This is a genomic window from Levilactobacillus sp. (genome assembly GCF_022646225.1).
GTDB lineage: Bacteria > Bacillota > Bacilli > Lactobacillales > Lactobacillaceae > Levilactobacillus > Levilactobacillus suantsaiihabitans.
Genome location: NZ_JALCJA010000006.1, coordinates 56,734 through 72,892, shown reverse-complemented (window position 1 = coordinate 72,892; position 16,159 = coordinate 56,734). Strand labels below are relative to the sequence as shown.

Sequence of the window (16,159 nt, the reverse complement as noted above, 5' to 3'; positions counted from 1 at the left end):
ATGTTGACGACCGCCTTAGCAGGCTTTGCTGAGGCGGTCGTTTTTTCGCGTGATAAAAGAGCCGTCATTCTTACTAACGAAATCTAACGGGCGTTTGTTACCCCCTATGGCGGGGACTTAAGAAAAATGTATAAACTAGGTGCAGCGCGCAACGCCGGCGTTGTTACGCTGACTTTACGTTCAGTAATCACCCGAAAAGCGCTTTGCTTAAGGGTTTATTATTTCTATACGCAATTTGTAATCATCGAACAAATTCATATGATTGAATAGTCCGAAAGATTGTGATACATTGATCGTGATTAGACGACATATTTTGACGAAAATAATGATGCGTAGGATTTCATGAATCTTGGGGGGGATTTAGACATGAAATTAACTCAGCGAAAAGAAAATCGACGGCTATTTTTGACCGGGGCGGTGGCTCTGACGGTTGGAACGGTGGGCCTGGCGACGACGGCTCGAGCCGATAGCGCCGACTCATCGGAATCGGGGGATGAGGTTAGTCAGATAGCTAGTGAGCAGTCTCAGGACCAGCAAGTCGCGCTTAAGCCGAGTGAATCCACCGGTGAACAGAGCAAGGACCCGGCCGAAGCACCAGCCGAATCAGAAACAAGCCGTGGTAACAGCTCTACCGGCACCTCGAAGAAGCCCGTAGCCAAGCCGGAAGTCGAAAGTGCCGTGGCGGATACTACCAAAGAAGAGCCAACCAAAGAAGAGCCAACCACGTCAACACCGGCGCCCGCTGATAAGCTTAAACCGGCACCCCAGGCGTCAGCGCCTAAGGCCCCGACACTACGGATGGCCAAGGCAGCGGTGGAGACGCCACCCACGGTTGATGACCTCATTCCGGACAAGAACTTTCAGCAAATCGTTTTATTTGCGATCCAACAGGACAATCCGGATGTAACCGCTGTTTCGCAGATTACGCCGGATCTGTTAGGGAAATTGACGGAAATTAATTTGAATTCCGACGCCGCCATTGCTAAGCAACAAAATGATCAGGCATTTTATGATGCGGTGGCGAATGCCAAGTCACTGGCTGGCTTAGAGTATGCCAAAGGCCTACAAAAATTAATAATCTTCCCTAACGCCAGTGCGAGTCGAAAGTGGGGGAATACCAGCTTAAACGGCCAGTTGACTGATTTGTCGGCCATTAAAGAATTGACCGGATTGCTCACGCTGACGCTTAAATATAATCAACTAACTGATGCGGACACGGCACCATTGGCAGGTTTAACCAATCTTACGACCATAGATTTGTCGCACAATCAAATCAAGGACCTGTCGTTCATGTCAAAAATGGTCAATCTCTCCAATATCACGTTGTCGTACAATGATATTTCAGATGTATCGCCATTGCGGAATATCACCGCAACCCCGGGAATCTTTTCCTTTGGCAACAATCATATTTTTGATATTATGCCGCTACTTGGCCTCAATTGGCAGCCGTTTTTGGGGCAGATATACTATATGATTTCTGCCGGGAATCAAACCTGGACTTTAGACCCGGTGCGCTTAAATTCAGCCACGCAAACGCTATCCACTTGGTCCTTCGCCTATGATAATCTGTATGACTTTAATGAATTTATGATCGGGGATCCGCAATCGGCGGGGAGTAGTCACATCATTGGCGCGGCCAACTGGGTTACTTGGAGTGACTTGACCGCTGCGCCAGGGCAATCGGGCCAGCTCGTTTTGGATTGGGACGTTAGTCGTCACAATGACCTGACACGGCCGGAAGCGCCTAATGGGTTAACCTTTGCGGGAAAAATCTTTGTGCCGTATACCCTGCAGGAAGGTGTCGATGCCGTTACGGTAGCCTTTCAGCTCGATGGTGGGGTGAAGATTGCCCCGTTCGTGATTCTCAACGGCCAGCCGGGCACGACTCTAGACGTGTTGGATGACCCCTCCGTTCAAGCGACCATCGCCGACCTGGAGCGCCGTGGGTTTGCTTATGAAAAGCCCGCCAAATACACCCCGGACTTAACGGGTACAACTGAAAGTTCGAGCGTCACCTACACCGACGATGCCCAAAATATCACGCTCCTCTTCAGTCCCCTCCAAAAAATCTACCTGGTTGACGAAAACGGCCAACCCATCGGCCAAAAGCTGGTCAAGGAATTCGGCAAAATCGGGACAGCCTGGCAAGTTGATTTGCCTAAAATCAGCGGCTACACCTACGACCACGTCACTGGCAGTGGCACGCTCACCGATCAGACGCTGAGCGGCACGATTCAGGACTACAATGACGACATCTACGTTTACTACCAGAGCACGGGAGAACCGGATAAGCCGCCAGTCACGCCCGTTGATCCGGGAACGCCGGTCGAAAATGGCCAGGTCACGGTACACTATCAAGATGAGGCTGGCGTCAAATTAACGGATGATCAAGTCTTGACGGGAGCCGTGGGAACGGCCTACGCAACGCAGGGGTTGACGTTTGATAAGTACAAATTGACCGCGTTGCCAGCCAACGCGACGGGGACGTTTACCGCCGCGGTCCAGGACGTGTATTACATTTATCATGATGAGACGGTGAAGCTCCCGGATAAGGGTGACGATCAGCATCCCGATACTGGTGAACCGACGTTGCCGCAGATACCACAGCTGCAGTCGCCAAACGCAACGGCCGTGTTGGCCCAACAGGGGGATGCACCGGCGATTTTGAGCGATGGCCTTGCCGCGATGGTCACGGCTGAACCGGATGAAGTCGCGACTCGCCAAACGACGTCCCCGGCGCAAACACCGCGTCAAGCGCCACGGGTCACGCGCCAGCGCCTGGTCGTGCACAGTCGAGCGCGTCGGGTCGGCGTGCGGCCTGCTGCTAAGACAACCCCGCGGCCAACGACCGAGTTGCCCCAGACGGGAGACCGCCAGTACTCAGCGCTAGTGGGGGCAGCGTTATTTGCCGCAATTAGTAGCTTAGCTGGGGCACGATGGGTTAGAAGACATTGAGAAGTTCATTCATCCACTTGCTTGGGCGTGCTAAGCGAGTGGATTTTTCTTGGTTAGCCGACCGAAGTCAAAACAAGTCGCCTGCAACAGCGGCCTTGTTAGCGGAGATCTAAGCAATTTGGACGACGATTTTCCCTTGAGCATGGCCATTTCGAGAGTAAGTCAAGGCTTGGGCCAATTCCTGAAAGGTAAAGGTCCGGTCGAGAACTGGCTGTAACTCGCCAGCTTCGATGAGTCGGGTGAGTTGCGTTAGCTCCTGACCACTTGGCGACATGAAGAGAAATTGGTAACGCACGTCACGCTGCCTTTCCAAGCGTGACAGACGGCGCGTAGCCAAGCGAAACAACGTTTGTTTCCAGTGAGGCAGACCATAGGCTTTGGCGAAGCGCGCATTCGGCCGACCAGAAATGCTGATGATTTGACCGCCGGGTTTGACCACTGAGAAGGCAGATTCCAGACTTTGACCACCTAACGTATCGAAGACAGCGTCGTAGTCCGTCAAGACCGTCGCGAAATCCTCTTGATGATAATCGATGATCCGGTCGGCGCCTAATGCGCGGACTAGTTCGAAATTGCGCGAGCTAGTCGTCGTGGCAACTTGAGCGCCCAAGTGCTTCGCCAACTGGATAGCAATCGTGCCAATACCGCCAGCACCAGCCTGAATGAGCACGCGTTGGCCAGGCTGCACGTGCAACAGGTCATGAAGCGCCTGGTAGCTCGTCAGGCCGACCAGCGGAATGGCGGCCGCTTCCACAAAGGTGAGATTTTGCGGCTTTAAGGCAATGTCGTCGGGATCAATGGCGAGGTACTCCGCGAAGGTCCCCATGCGGTTCTTTCGGGGACGACCGTAAACGGCGTCGCCAACTTGAAATCGGGTGACTTGGGCGCCCACTGCGACGATTTCGCCAGAAAAATCGCTGCCGATGATGAGGGGCATTTGATAGGACAAAAGGAGTTTTAGCTCGCCGGCCATGATTTTTAAGTCAACTGGGTTGATGCTGGCAGCTTTGATTTTAACCAGGACATCAGTTGGGCGAAGAGCTGGTCGGGAAACGGTTTCGAGGGTGGGGGATGCTTGGCCATAGCGGTGAATCACCGCTGCTTGCATGGTGTTTGACATAAATATAGCAACTTCCTTCGGTTTATATTTTTAAACGATTAATGAACATAATACTGGCTTCGTTTAAAAATGTCAACGGAATGATTAGGCATAAGTGGTGATTTACTGGGAGTTGACAGAATTAATTTAAAATGTTTTAATGGTTTAAATTAACGAACAAATAGGTGATTAAATTGTCAAATTTAACTAAACTAAAACACGAATTCACAAAATCAAGTGACTTTCTTGTGGCCTTGGGTGACCAGAAGCGCCAAGCCATTATTGTGGCCTTGCTGGACCCCCAAGTGATTCACCGGGGACTTCAAGTTACTGATTTAGTGGGGGTCACGGGTCTGTCACGGCCAGCGGTCTCCCACCATTTAAAAATTTTAAAGGACGTTCAGCTCGTTGATTATCGGCGGGAAGGCACCAAGAACTTTTACTATCTCACGCATCAGACAAAAGCGATTGACCAGTTGAAGACCCTCTTAGACCACGTTACGGAGACGATGACATGCAATCAAAAAATCTAAAGAAAATGCTAATCGTATTAACGAACACGACTCGCTATGGTCAAACGACTGACCCCACCGGTTTGTGGTTGAGTGAAGCCACCGAATTTGCTTTGCTGGTTCAGCAGGCGGGCTATCAGGTGGATTATGTCAGTCCCCAGGGTGGGTTCGTCCCGCTTGATCCGCGAAGCATGAAGTATACGGATGAGGAGATTATGACCGTTTACGAAACCGCAGACTTTCAGCAACGGGCTTTGATGAACTCGTTGCGGCCCGCCCAGGTGGTTCCGGCTGATTATGTGGCGATTTACTATGCGGGCGGCCATGGGGTGATGTGGGACTTTCCCGATGACGAGGCGCTGCAGACCATTGCCGCGGCCATCTATGGTCATGGGGGCTATGTCACATCGGTTTGCCACGGCATCGCGGGACTACTGAACATTCGGACAGCCTCAGGGGCGTATTTGATTGCCAATCACCGTGTGACGGGGTTTACCAAGGCCGAAGAAGTCTTGGCTGGCAAGCGTTCAGTGGTGCCGTTTTTCAATCAGGCGGAAGTGCAGAAGCGGGGCGCAATCTTTACAAAGAAGCGCGCGTACAAGACATACGCCGTCCAAGATGAGCGACTGATCACGGGGCAGAACCCCTTTTCAGCGAAGGCAGTGGCACAGCTGTTACTTCAAGCGCTGGCTGAGGATGTGTAAGCAGAATAGGAGAGTGGGCCAAAAGGCGATTAGCCGGCGAGCATGTAAAGGTGAAGCGAACGAGTTTGGGAGGTTTTTCCCAGGCTCGTTTTTTTGCTAGAACGAGACGAATTCAGTTAAAAATGGACTGAACGAAATTAGTCGTTGGTGAACAGACAATCGGGTGTCTATTGTGGAAAATAGTTAACCTAGTGGTATAATTTAGGAGGAAACAAAATACATATTCTGATGGAGGAGACGTCATGAAACTGAATCAGCTCGTGATTACGTTAGCGTTGAGCTTGGGGGTAGCCGGTGCCGTTACAGCAACGACCCAACCGGCTAGTGCGGCGACCGACAATAGCCAGTATTACAAGACCTACCGCGCCATTCCAAAGGTGTTGCGGGGAACTTGGCGAACCAAGGGATACACTGAATACAGCAGTGAGAGTAAGAAGAAAACACGCTGGACGTATACATTTAAGAAGCATTCTTACACGATGAAGGTTGATTTCCAAGGTAAAAAGAAGTCCAAGACCATCCATTTCTTAAAGAAAGAAATCCGGGATATTGACTATCGTTACAAGACGAAGCAGTATGAAATTTACCCAACCACCAAGATTGATAGTAAGATTGGGTATGCGTCAATTCTATATCTGAAGCCAGCCAAGAAGCACGGGAAGAAAGTCATCAAGTCTTATCCGATTGTCGGGAAGCATATTGCTTACTTGTATCGGCGGTAGGATGTTTCATGTGAAACATTTTGGAAAACTTAGATAAAAATAAGAGGTTCCAGATTTTATTCTGGAGCCTCTTTGTGTATTTAGGGGGTTATTCACCGTGATTCAATTCCAATAGCCGTTGCCGCAGCGCGTCATCATAGGCCGTCAGGTACAACCCATACTTTCCCCGCTTCATCAAAACGTTCAAGACGTTGGCGATGAAGGTCTTGTACTCATCACGGGTGAAGTGCTTGTCCTTGCGCTTCTTGAAGATTTCCTTGTGCGAGTACTTTTCAGGGATGATGGTCATCGTGTCAGTTTGTTGGTCATAGCCAAATGATGGGCCGATGATCATGCCGACATAGTTCAGGTCAAAGCCCTGTAGCGTGTAGATGGTCCCCACCTGTGTGATGGAGCCTTCGCGCTTGGCCCAGTGCGTGCGTTGCGGATCCCATTCATCCCATGGCAGGTTGAAGGAGTCCATCTCAACGTTGTGGCGACCGTCGATCCGCGGGAAGCCCGAGGTGGCCACGACCCGGCTCATGCCGACCTCCTTGTTGCGCTTCTTGATGTTCTCGAAGAGTTCGCCGGCCGTGTCGAACATTTTAAATTCAAACTGGCTGTTGTCGGGGAAGGGCCGCAACGGCTTTTCAGCGGTCAGGTCGTCCATCCAGGCCACCTGTTCGTCGCTGGCGACCATCCGGTACTGGAAGTTCATGCTGAAGAGTTCGTGGGGGTGGTTACCGATGGTTTGATAAAGCAGGTCCTTGTCCCAGTACATCTTGGATTGGAAGACCTGGTCGAAATCGTAAACGACCACGACGACCTTGGCCAGCGCCATCAGGTCGGTCAACTGGTTTTGGCCGCGGTAGTGTGCGTAGGGTTCGGATTTGGAATAGAGTAAATGGGCCTCGTCGACGAAGATAATATCATATTTTTTATGATTCTTCTGGGCGTAGTTGATTAAGGACGTGGGCCGCCGAATCTCGCTGGCCTTCATATTGGGAATCGATGCGGCGAGGTCGCGATAGGCCTTGTAAAGCTCGGGGTGGTTCACGACCAACGAGGTACGGTAGTGCTTGTCAGTCATGTATTTGCGGACCAGTTCCATCAACACGACGGACTTACCGGTCCCCGCTGCCCCTTCGATGATGGCCACGGAAGACGTGTCACCCGTGAGGCCTTGCTTGATGTACGCGTTCAGGTTGGTGATGACGCGCTTTTGGTCGTCAGACAGGTCCTTGACGAAGAATTGTTCTTGTAAGATTTTATTCATAAGTAAACTCCTAATCAGTTGAGTTGTAGGCAATGCCGGCGCCTATACAAGGTCTAATTATAGCAGTTATGCTGGAGATGCGCGGGCTAGTTGTGGAGAAAAGGGTTTTCACAATTTTAAAAATGGCTAATTTTGAAAATTGTGGGCGCTCAGTTGTGCGGCGGCGCGGGCTACGGTATGCTGAAGGGGTTATCGTACTGGAGGAATCATTGATGCAAGTAAAACTAAGTGACATCATTGAGGCCATCGATTTCACTGACGATGGGATGACCTATTACTACAACAAAAAGACAGGGGAGGTTGAATTGGTCGTAGATGGCATGGCAGATGATGACGCCGTGGCCGACGAAATCGAAGACAATTTTGACCAATACTTAAGGCTACCCAGTCACTACGAAATTAATGACTAGCAAAAAATGGTCGAATTCATTGCGGGTCTACCAGCTGGCAAAGAAGCCCAACGATTGACTCGTGCCATCAACGGCCGCGGCGCTTTTCGACGTTTTCGTGATGAGCTGGAACAATTGGGGCTCACACAAGCGTGGTATGACTTTAAGGATGCTGCCAATCGGCGACAGGCTATCGCGTGGTGTCGCGAGAATCAAGTCAATTTTACGGATGGGCAAGATTAGGCTCGTCCTTTTGTCGTTTAAAATGGGGCTATCAGCGAGGAGAGTGGGACAAAAGGCGATTAGCCGGCGAGCATTAAGGCTGATAACCGAATAATCCTGGTCTTGGATTGTTTGGTTATCAGTTTTAAGCGGAACCGGCTGCCTTTGGGCGCACGTTTCAGCTATGTAAAGGTGAAGGCGACGGGGCTGGAAAGTTTTGTCCCAGGCTCATCAGCGAAGCCCTAGTCGGCACCCCCTCATCACAGGGATTGTTCCACGTGAAACAAAGCTCTTCAGAAAAAAGTATGCTATGATAGCGGTATCAAAATCAAATCCAGAAAGGATCCTACCCATGACCAACCGCGACAAACTGCATACAGGGGACCTGTATCTACCAGACGATCCTGCCATTGAAGTCGAGCAAAAACGCTACCTAGACCGGCTTTTTGACTATAACCAAACGCGGCCGAGCCAGCCCGCGCAGCAGCAGAAAATCTTGCGAGAACTCTTCGCCGAGTTAGGCAAGAACTGCTACATCGAGCCGCCGTTTCATGCGAATTTTGGTGGACATCACGTCCATTTCGGGGATAACGTCTATGCCAATTTCAACCTGACGCTGGTCGACGATACCCATATCTATGTGGGGGACCACACGATGATCGGACCGAACGTGACGCTGGCCACGGCCGGTCATCCGATCAACGCCGAGTTACGGGCGCGTAACTATCAGTACAACATGCCGATCCATGTCGGCCGCAACTGCTGGCTCAGTGCCGGCGTCATCGTGCTCCCGGGCGTGACGATTGGCGATAATACGGTGGTCGGTGCGGGGAGCGTCGTCACCAAGGACTTGCCGGACAACGTGGTGGCGGTTGGTGATCCGTGTCACGTGCTCCGCCAGGTCGGTGAGCATGACCGGAAATTTTACTTCAAGGACCGGCGAATTGACCCGGAGCTATTTGAGAAATAGGTGACCGTGTGTCGGGAAAGTGAAAATGGCGTTGTGGTGGTAAGTTCAAGTAGCTGAATCCACAACAGTTTTCCCTAGTAAGGTGTTCCACATGAAACAAATCGCCACAAGAAAAAGCAGCGCGGCGGCATCCACATTGGCCTGTGGCCCGGGGGCGCCCTGCCGCTGGCCGCGACTGACCGCGATCACCACAGCAAGGTGCCCCAGACCGTCTCCGGGAGCCACGTCGAGTCGACCTACTATCCCAGCAAGAAAATCGCCGGTCACTTTAACCGGCAACTTAAAAAGCGCCTGAGACCAAACATCTCAGACGCTTTTGTACTAATGTTTAATAGCGGAAACACGCAGCCAAGACTGGGCTTAGTACGTGCCGTCCTTTTTAAAATTAACTCCGCCAATACCCATTTTCCTGAGCCACCGCTTGTTGTGCGGCGAGGTTCAGGTAGTTGAAGGGTTCGTTGAAATTCGGAGAGAACAGCATGTCTAACAGCGCTAACTGATCGATGGTTCCGCCATTTTGAATCAGTGCCGAGACCGTGTTGGCGGCTTGAGAAACGTCGTGGGCGCAGAGCAGTTGGGCCCCGAGAATCTTGCGATTGTTGCGATCATACACCAGTTCCACCGTGATCGGGTGGGCGTCTGGCATGAAGTGCGGCCGGTAGGTGCCCGTGGATGTGACGTGGCCGACGTTAAAATTAGCCGCCTGGGCTGCCGCGACCGTCAACCCGGTACAGGCCATGGTGTGGTCGAAGATTTTCATGCCCGTCGTGACCTGGGTGCCCAGGCTGCGGAGTCGCCGTTCACCCACGTTGATGCCCGCGACCGTGCCTTGGCGCACCGCGGTAGAAGCCAGCGGTGCGTAAACGTAGTCGTCCGTGGGATTGTCGTGGTTCATGGCCGCATCGCCCGCAGCAAAGATGTCGGGGTCCGACGTCTGCAGGTAATCGTCGACCAAAATGGCGCCGTTCTTGGCCATTTTGACCTGACCAGCCAACAGATCAGTCTGCGGCAACATGCCGGCACTAATGGCGGCCATGTCAACGCGGTAGCTGTCGTGGGTGGTGGTGATCAGTAGCTGATCATCGTCGGTGTCTTGAAACGAGGTGACCACGGCATCCGTCAGGACAGTGACGCCCTTGGCTTGCAGGAGTTGGGCGACTTGATCACCGATTGCTGGTTCCACGTAGCCGTTTAGCAAGTGGGCGGGCTTTTGGATCAGGAGCACTTGATAACCCGAGGTGGCATAGCCTTCTGCCAGTTCGACGCCGATATAGCCGCCCCCAACAATGGCGACGCTTTGCTGATTGGCCGAATAGGCACACAGGTCGTGGGCCTCATCGTAAGTCTTGCACAAGAGGACCTTGGGATTTTCCACGCCAGAAATAGCGGGGATGGCCGTGACCGAGCCGGTAGCCACGATCAGTTTGTCATAACTGGTGCGGCTAATCTGTTTGGTGGCGAGATCTTGAACTAATAGGCAGTGGTTGGCCGCGTTGACGCGAATGACATCGTGGTTGGTGGCAAAATGCACGCCGCGTTTGATGAAATCTGCGGGTTCAGCGTATCGCGCATCGGCCAGGGTGGCAACGGTCCCCTCGATGTGCAGATAGGTCGCGCAAGACAGGTAGGAAATTGTTTGCTGCCGCTCATAAACCGTGATGTCTGCATCAGGGTAGTAGGTTAAAATTTGCTTTACCGCCGCGATGCCCGCATGGGTACAGCCGATGACGACGACTTTCATAACATTAATCATTTCTTTCTATTACTAATTGACTACATTATAGTATACTGTTCTATAAGATAAAGCAATGCAAACTGTTCATGAGGGGGTAGTATTTTTTGGAACCAATCTATCGGTATTTTGTGCAACCACAAATTAACACGGAAACGAAAACGGTTTTCGGTTATGAATTGTTGATGAAGCAATTGACCCCTGACGGTTGGCGTTTACCAGCGTCGTTCTCCGCTATCGACTCGAAAATCGTGGCCGACCTGTTAGTTGAAACAACGAAGGTTTTATCGCCTAAAGTGCGATATTGTTCAGTAAACGTTAACCGTGAGCAATTAATGACGACGTCAATTGCCTCAGCCATCACCAAAAGCCAAGAACAGATTTATCCCACACGTTTGGTCGTGGAGCTAACGGAAGACGACGGGCCGCAACAATATTCGGTCCAAGAGCTAATTCCGCAGCTGAAAAAGTTCCTCGACCAGGGGATGGAATTGTCCTTGGATGATGTGGGTACCGGTGATAATTATTTCACAAGTATTCAGGAATTGTTGCCACTGGTCTCCGAAGTTAAATTTGCGTTACAAAATTTTGCGGAGGAATTCAGCGACCCCAAGATTCAGAAAAAAATTCATTTTTGGCGGGCCATTACCCAAGAATATGGGTTGCGACTGGTCCTCGAGGGCATCGAAAATGCGGCGGATAGCCAACTGAGCCGTCATCTGGGTATCAAGCTCAAGCAGGGCTACTATTTCAGCAAGCCGCGGCTCTTGAAGCTGCCCGGCGATATGTTTGCGTAAATAAGGGCTGGAAGACATGGTGTTAGGATTGGTTGTTGACCGTGACAGGAAGTGAGCTAGCCGCCTACCGTTCGCCAAATATGGGTTGGAACGCAGGCCCCTGGTTTCACTGATTTTAGATGTCAAAACCTCGTCGTTCCGGCACGTAACGCGTTAATTTTATCTTCAAGACTTAACTTAAAAAAAGACATTGTCCCCCGTCACAGCTGTGGCGCGGAACAATGTCTTTTTTACACATCGGTTGCGTGCCGGGCGGTCAGGGCCTGGAGGGTACCAGTTTGAAAATCGGCAATCAGCTCATGAATGGTGGTCAGTGACTCGACTTGACCGGCCAATAGCCAGTCACGCCAAATTTGGTAGACGCCAGCGGTCATGAAGGTGGTCCAGTACTTTTGCTGGACCGGCGTGATGGCTGGCCAGGAAATGCTGGCGTAAAACCGGATCATATTTTGAGTGAAGATTTGTTGGAAAACGGGTTCGAAACCGCGGGTGACGGCCAACTTGAGCGTGGGGGCGAGGTCCGTAAAGAAGTCCCCCAAGGCCGCTAATTTTTGCGCTTGCGGCACGTGGGCCAAGACATCGTCGAAGCGGGCCGTGATGATGGGCGTAAAATGCGCCGTCAACACGTCGGCGAGGGTCGTGAAATTGCGGTAAAAGGCCATGCGGCTAACGCCAGCCCGGCGGACCACGGCCGTGACGGTCAGGTCGCTGAGGTCCTTGGTCGCCAGTAGCTGCAAGAGTGCGGTGGCGAGGTAATCTTGTGAATCCTGTTTAATCGCTTGGGCATGCTGAGTAGCTGCCATAACAATCGCTCCAATCTGTCAGAGATGCGCGGTAAGTTCTTGTCACGCGTCCAATCTCAGTGTAGATTAATGGCACAGACGTTACAAGTGAAACGAAAGCGAGAGTGAAGATTAATGACTAAACGAGTTGTCGTCGTGACCGGTGGGAGTGGGTTTATCGCTAGCCACATTATTTTACAATTACTGCAACAGGGCTATGCCGTGCGCACCACGGTCCGGTCGCTGCAAAAAGCGGACCTGATTCGCCAAATGTTAGCGACGGGTGGCGTGACGGATTTGACGGATCTTGAGGTGACCACTGCTGATTTGACCAGCGATGCCAACTGGTCGACGGTGATGCGGGGAGCGACCTACGCGATTCACGTGGCCTCACCCACACCCAATCGCGTATTCAAGGATGAAAATGACATGATTCGCCCGGCGGTAGCGGGTGTTCGCCGGGTGTTAACGGCAGCGCGGGATGCGAGGGTTAAACGGGTCGTGTTGACCTCAGCTTATGGGGCCATCTTTGCCGGCCATCCCCACCGCACGACGCCATACACCGAGCGGGATTGGTCGGACGTGACTGCCAAAGGGGTGCACGCCTATCAAAAGTCTAAGACGCTGGCTGAGCAGGCCGCTTGGGCGTTTATCAAGCGTGAGGGTCACGGCATGGAACTAGCAGCAGTCAATCCCGTCGGCGTCATGGGGCCGGTCTTGGCCGATGACTATTCTCACTCTAACGTGCAGATTTATCAGCTCCTGACCGGTCAACTCAAGGCCGTGCCTCACGTGGACTCCGGGTACGTCGACGTGCGCGATGTGGCGAGCCTGCACCTCCTGGCCATGACGGCGCCTCAAGCCGCGGGCGAGCGGTTTCTGGCGACCACGGGAGAGACCCTGTCCATGCTAGACGTCGCCACGCTTCTGCGGCAGGCCTTCCCGGCATTTGCAACACGCTTGCCGACCCGGACGATTCCTAACGCCGTGGTCAAAGCGGCGGCGTGGATCAAGCCAGAGTTGAAAATGATTGCCAGCATCGTGGGCGCGTATGCGGGGACCAGCAACGCCAAGGCAGTGAAATTACTGGGATGGCAGCCGCGTTCGGCACAAGCAGCCATTTTGGCCACGGCCCAGTCGATGATCGACCTAGGTATTGTGACGGCCCCCTAAAACTAGAGCTCGCCAGCCGTTGCCGCACGTTTTAGCTAGTTAAAAGTGACGCACCGGGGCCTGGGAGAAACCCTTTCAGGCTCGTTCGCTTTACCTTTACATGGCTGAAACGTGCGCCAAAAGGCAGCCGGCTCCGCTTAAAACTGCTAACCAAACAATCCAAACCCAGGATTATTCGGTTAGCAGCCTTAATGCTCGCCGGCTAATCGCCTTTTGTCCCACTCTTTTTTGTCGGTAAAACGGTTGATAGTCCATTATGAAAAATATTTATCATTAATCGTGGTATTTACAGGGGCCACTGACTATAATGGGGGCGAATGGGTGGCCCTGGATGGTCAGGGTGGGCGAGTATTGCCTGTTAAATAAATTAAGTGTGTTTACGTCTAATCCGGTAAAATATGTGATTGGACCTTAACCAAATAAACGGAGAGGAAGAGACGAAGATGGGGCGTAGAATGGGGCGTTGGCGCATGGCGTTAGGCGTTTTGGCAATGGTGATGGGGCTGTATTTGTGGTGGCCGCAAGCCCCGTTACCCGTTCAGGCGGCCACAATCAACGGTAAGGGCCGGCCCAGTGCGACGCCTGTGGGGGTATTTGGATTTTACCTGAACACGGGTTTCAGTCTCCAACCCGAAGATCGTTACACCTACCTCAATGCGCCGGGCAAGCAGATTTTGACGACAGACACGGCGCATTCCATGTGGGCGATTGTCACCGGGTTGACCGCCAGCGACCATTTTCAATGGTACCAGTCGACTGATGCCGGTCAGAGCTGGTCAAAGGTGAACAAGGGCCAGCAGAGCGACTTGACGCTGCCTACTGACAAGGTGGGCACCACCTACTATCAGCAGTCTTTTCAGTACTATACAATCGTGCCAATTCCATTTGTTACGGCAACCTATTTTTCACGGGTAGCGACGGTCGAAACGTTACCGACCCCGGTGGACGCGACCAAGCTAACGGTGACCAGCGACAATCACTATTTGTATAACAACCAAGTGTTTGACGGCAAGAAGGTGGCGGCGACGACCTATGTGCACGCCACGCCAGAGCCGGCAAACGCGACCGGCGAGCTGACCTGGACCAGTAGTGACCCGACATTGGCCACGGTGGATGCCCATACCGGGAAGGTGACCGCCAACACTGCAGAGAAGGCCGGTAGCGTCACCATTACCGGGACGTTGACCAACCATGATCAGTCGACGATCACGGACCACACGACCATCGACATTGGTGGTGGCCTGATGGACCAGAGCGCTGCGGAAGGCCAGACAGCCACGTTCCACGTGCTCGGTGGTGACCAGCAGGCGCCTGACCAGGTGGCCTGGTACCGTCTGGCGTCAGGGAGTAGTCAGGCGACTAAGGTGGCGACAATCAAAGGCGCTGCAGGATTAACGTACACGACCCCCGCCACCACGAAGGCTGATGATCAGGCCAAGTATTACGCGACGGCAACCTACACGATGTATGATGAACAAGAAAAGCCCCAGACGCAGACCGTCACGACCCGCCAGGCCACGTTAACGGTCCAGCCCGATACGACGCCCGACGTCCGTATTACCAGTAAGGTTAAAAATTTGACGGATAGTACGGGAGACACCGACCAGCAGCTCAGCAACGTCATCACCGGTGATCACTTTACCATCAGCGGCACACTTCAGGATGCCAATGGGGACACGGCCATGGCAGATGGTGACTTGATCATTTCGATTCCGGGGAGTGCCCAGGTCACGAATTTTACCGTCGATGACGCGGAAGCACAATATTACGTTAAGGTGGCGCCGGATGGTTTGAGTAAGCAGTTGATTGTGAGTGGCGTCCAGCTCGACTGGGTATTTCCCAAGTCATTTCGTGTCACGCTGACCTCGCAGCAAAGCGCGCTAAGACGCTATTCGACGCGGGTTCAGTTGATTAGCTATGACAGTAAAAATCAGCAGTTGGGGACCTACCAAGGTGATCCGCTCACGATAAACTTCACCGATGGCAACCTGCACGCCACCGCCAACCCAGTCAACTTCGGGACGGTGGGACCGGCTGAATTGGGGCAAGACGTTCCGGCTCAGGGGCAAACGGATCTGCTAGACGTCACCGATTATCGGCGGGAAAAGGCCGCCACACAGGTGGGCCTCCAGCAGGTCACGCCATTTCAAAATGGCACCCAAGAACTGCCAGCCACGTTGAATTTTGACAACGGACAGGGCAGGCGGTTGCCGATAACGGCGGACCCACAACCCGTAGCCGAGATTGCGGCTAACCAGTCGGTGCCCGCGATTGGCCCGAGCCAAGGACAACGGCTGGACTTTCACTTGAACGCGCTGGCGAGTCAGCTGGGCCACTATACATCGACCATCCAGTGGACCTTTATTTCCGGGCCGCAGGGATAAGTGTTTCATGTGAAACATAGGAGCGTGGGCTAAAAGGCGGCTGGGAGTAGCCCCTGTTGGTGCACGTTTTGGTTATTTAGAATAGACGGTCAAGAGCTTGGGGAGATGCAGTCCCCAGGCTCTTTTTTCGAGGGGTCAACGGATAACACCTACCTTATAGTTCGATAGTTAAAATAATTTATGTTTAAAATGGTATTCCTCCAAAATAGAAACTATAATAAAGATGACCAGGGTGGTTAATCTGTAACAGTGTTAGTGACGGATTGATTGTCGACTTTACGGTAGGACACGGTGCCCGCGACTGGGGGGCGTGTCACGAATCATTTCGTAGCCAATTGATTAGTCTCAATGATCAGTAAACAACGATTATAGCCAGGCTATTTACCGGTGTGCCCTAATCTTGCGGTTGCGGATGAGAGACTACAGTCACGCGGCTGAGAACTGATTGGGTTAGCTCGGTCGT

At 52.5% G+C, this 16,159-nt stretch carries 14 protein-coding genes; 10 read left to right on the top strand and 4 right to left on the bottom strand.

Going from position 1 to position 16,159, the window contains the following annotated elements:
* The first annotated feature begins 366 nt into the window (after window positions 1–366).
* Window positions 367–2,955, top strand: a complete 2,589-nt coding sequence (locus LKH74_RS10610) for a MucBP domain-containing protein (protein ID WP_287788959.1) — start codon at window positions 367–369, stop codon at window positions 2,953–2,955.
* A 109-nt stretch (window positions 2,956–3,064) separates the two neighbouring features.
* On the opposite strand, the gene LKH74_RS10605 is transcribed toward LKH74_RS10610, so the two are convergent.
* On the bottom strand, window positions 3,065–4,075 hold the full coding sequence (locus tag LKH74_RS10605; RefSeq protein WP_287788958.1) for an NADP-dependent oxidoreductase: 1,011 nt from the start codon (window positions 4,073–4,075) through the stop codon (window positions 3,065–3,067).
* A 173-nt stretch (window positions 4,076–4,248) separates the two neighbouring features.
* Here LKH74_RS10605 and LKH74_RS10600 point away from each other — a divergent pair, with 173 nt between their 5' ends.
* The 3 genes from LKH74_RS10600 to LKH74_RS10590 all read left to right on the top strand — a co-directional run bounded on the left by LKH74_RS10600 (window position 4,249) and on the right by LKH74_RS10590 (window position 5,992).
* Window positions 4,249–4,587 carry an ArsR/SmtB family transcription factor gene (locus LKH74_RS10600; protein ID WP_287788957.1) on the top strand — a complete coding sequence of 113 codons (339 nt, stop codon included), beginning with the start codon at window positions 4,249–4,251 and terminating at the stop codon, window positions 4,585–4,587.
* Window positions 4,569–5,270: a type 1 glutamine amidotransferase domain-containing protein gene (locus tag LKH74_RS10595; protein WP_287788956.1), complete on the top strand. Its 702-nt coding sequence runs from the start codon at window positions 4,569–4,571 to the stop codon at window positions 5,268–5,270. Before LKH74_RS10600 ends, LKH74_RS10595 begins: the two co-directional genes overlap by 19 nt.
* A gap of 242 nt (window positions 5,271–5,512) precedes the next feature.
* Complete coding sequence (locus LKH74_RS10590; RefSeq protein ID WP_287788955.1) at window positions 5,513–5,992, top strand: hypothetical protein; 480 nt, start codon at window positions 5,513–5,515, stop codon at window positions 5,990–5,992.
* An 88-nt stretch (window positions 5,993–6,080) separates the two neighbouring features.
* Here LKH74_RS10590 and LKH74_RS10585 read toward each other — a convergent pair whose 3' ends face one another.
* Window positions 6,081–7,247, bottom strand: coding sequence for a DUF2075 domain-containing protein (locus tag LKH74_RS10585; RefSeq protein ID WP_135368852.1), 1,167 nt, complete (start codon window positions 7,245–7,247; stop codon window positions 6,081–6,083).
* 212 nt (window positions 7,248–7,459) lie between these two features.
* Between LKH74_RS10585 and LKH74_RS10580 the strand changes: the two genes are divergently transcribed.
* From LKH74_RS10580 to LKH74_RS10570, 3 genes are all read left to right on the top strand, one after another.
* Window positions 7,460–7,657: a WW domain-containing protein gene (locus LKH74_RS10580; protein WP_287788954.1), complete on the top strand. Its 198-nt coding sequence runs from the start codon at window positions 7,460–7,462 to the stop codon at window positions 7,655–7,657.
* A 6-nt stretch (window positions 7,658–7,663) separates the two neighbouring features.
* Complete coding sequence (locus tag LKH74_RS11970) at window positions 7,664–7,879, top strand: UPF0158 family protein (protein ID WP_353845641.1); 216 nt, start codon at window positions 7,664–7,666, stop codon at window positions 7,877–7,879.
* A 331-nt stretch (window positions 7,880–8,210) separates the two neighbouring features.
* A complete protein-coding gene (locus LKH74_RS10570; RefSeq protein WP_287788952.1) occupies window positions 8,211–8,828 on the top strand; it encodes a sugar O-acetyltransferase in 618 nt (205 codons plus the stop codon).
* A gap of 385 nt (window positions 8,829–9,213) precedes the next feature.
* Here the strand turns inward: LKH74_RS10570 and LKH74_RS10565 are convergent, their stop codons facing one another.
* Entirely contained in the window at window positions 9,214–10,581 is a 1,368-nt protein-coding gene (locus LKH74_RS10565; RefSeq protein ID WP_287788951.1) for an FAD-dependent oxidoreductase, read from the bottom strand.
* 86 nt (window positions 10,582–10,667) lie between these two features.
* Between LKH74_RS10565 and LKH74_RS10560 the strand changes: the two genes are divergently transcribed.
* A complete protein-coding gene (locus tag LKH74_RS10560; protein ID WP_287788950.1) occupies window positions 10,668–11,357 on the top strand; it encodes an EAL domain-containing protein in 690 nt (229 codons plus the stop codon).
* 230 nt (window positions 11,358–11,587) lie between these two features.
* Here the strand turns inward: LKH74_RS10560 and LKH74_RS10555 are convergent, their stop codons facing one another.
* Window positions 11,588–12,160 carry a TetR/AcrR family transcriptional regulator gene (locus LKH74_RS10555; protein ID WP_287788949.1) on the bottom strand — a complete coding sequence of 191 codons (573 nt, stop codon included), beginning with the start codon at window positions 12,158–12,160 and terminating at the stop codon, window positions 11,588–11,590.
* Window positions 12,161–12,274: 114 nt separating this feature from the next.
* On the opposite strand from LKH74_RS10555, the gene LKH74_RS10550 reads away from it, so the two are divergent.
* Together LKH74_RS10550 and LKH74_RS10545 are read left to right on the top strand one after the other, a co-directional pair.
* A complete protein-coding gene (locus tag LKH74_RS10550; RefSeq protein ID WP_287788948.1) occupies window positions 12,275–13,312 on the top strand; it encodes an SDR family oxidoreductase in 1,038 nt (345 codons plus the stop codon).
* A gap of 443 nt (window positions 13,313–13,755) precedes the next feature.
* Entirely contained in the window at window positions 13,756–15,696 is a 1,941-nt protein-coding gene (locus LKH74_RS10545; RefSeq protein ID WP_287788947.1) for an Ig-like domain-containing protein, read from the top strand.
* The last annotated feature ends 463 nt before the right edge of the window (window positions 15,697–16,159 follow it).

Coding starts and splice junctions, on each gene's coding strand:
- LKH74_RS11970 (WP_353845641.1), top strand. CDS start 7,664: ATGGTCGAATTCATTGCGGGTCTACCAGCTGGCAAAGAAGCCCAACGA.
- LKH74_RS10590 (WP_287788955.1), top strand. CDS start 5,513: ATGAAACTGAATCAGCTCGTGATTACGTTAGCGTTGAGCTTGGGGGTA.
- LKH74_RS10565 (WP_287788951.1), bottom strand. CDS start 10,581: ATGATTAATGTTATGAAAGTCGTCGTCATCGGCTGTACCCATGCGGGC.
- LKH74_RS10595 (WP_287788956.1), top strand. CDS start 4,569: ATGCAATCAAAAAATCTAAAGAAAATGCTAATCGTATTAACGAACACG.
- LKH74_RS10605 (WP_287788958.1), bottom strand. CDS start 4,075: ATGTCAAACACCATGCAAGCAGCGGTGATTCACCGCTATGGCCAAGCA.
- LKH74_RS10570 (WP_287788952.1), top strand. CDS start 8,211: ATGACCAACCGCGACAAACTGCATACAGGGGACCTGTATCTACCAGAC.
- LKH74_RS10580 (WP_287788954.1), top strand. CDS start 7,460: ATGCAAGTAAAACTAAGTGACATCATTGAGGCCATCGATTTCACTGAC.
- LKH74_RS10550 (WP_287788948.1), top strand. CDS start 12,275: ATGACTAAACGAGTTGTCGTCGTGACCGGTGGGAGTGGGTTTATCGCT.
- LKH74_RS10585 (WP_135368852.1), bottom strand. CDS start 7,247: ATGAATAAAATCTTACAAGAACAATTCTTCGTCAAGGACCTGTCTGAC.
- LKH74_RS10555 (WP_287788949.1), bottom strand. CDS start 12,160: ATGGCAGCTACTCAGCATGCCCAAGCGATTAAACAGGATTCACAAGAT.
- LKH74_RS10610 (WP_287788959.1), top strand. CDS start 367: ATGAAATTAACTCAGCGAAAAGAAAATCGACGGCTATTTTTGACCGGG.
- LKH74_RS10545 (WP_287788947.1), top strand. CDS start 13,756: ATGGGGCGTAGAATGGGGCGTTGGCGCATGGCGTTAGGCGTTTTGGCA.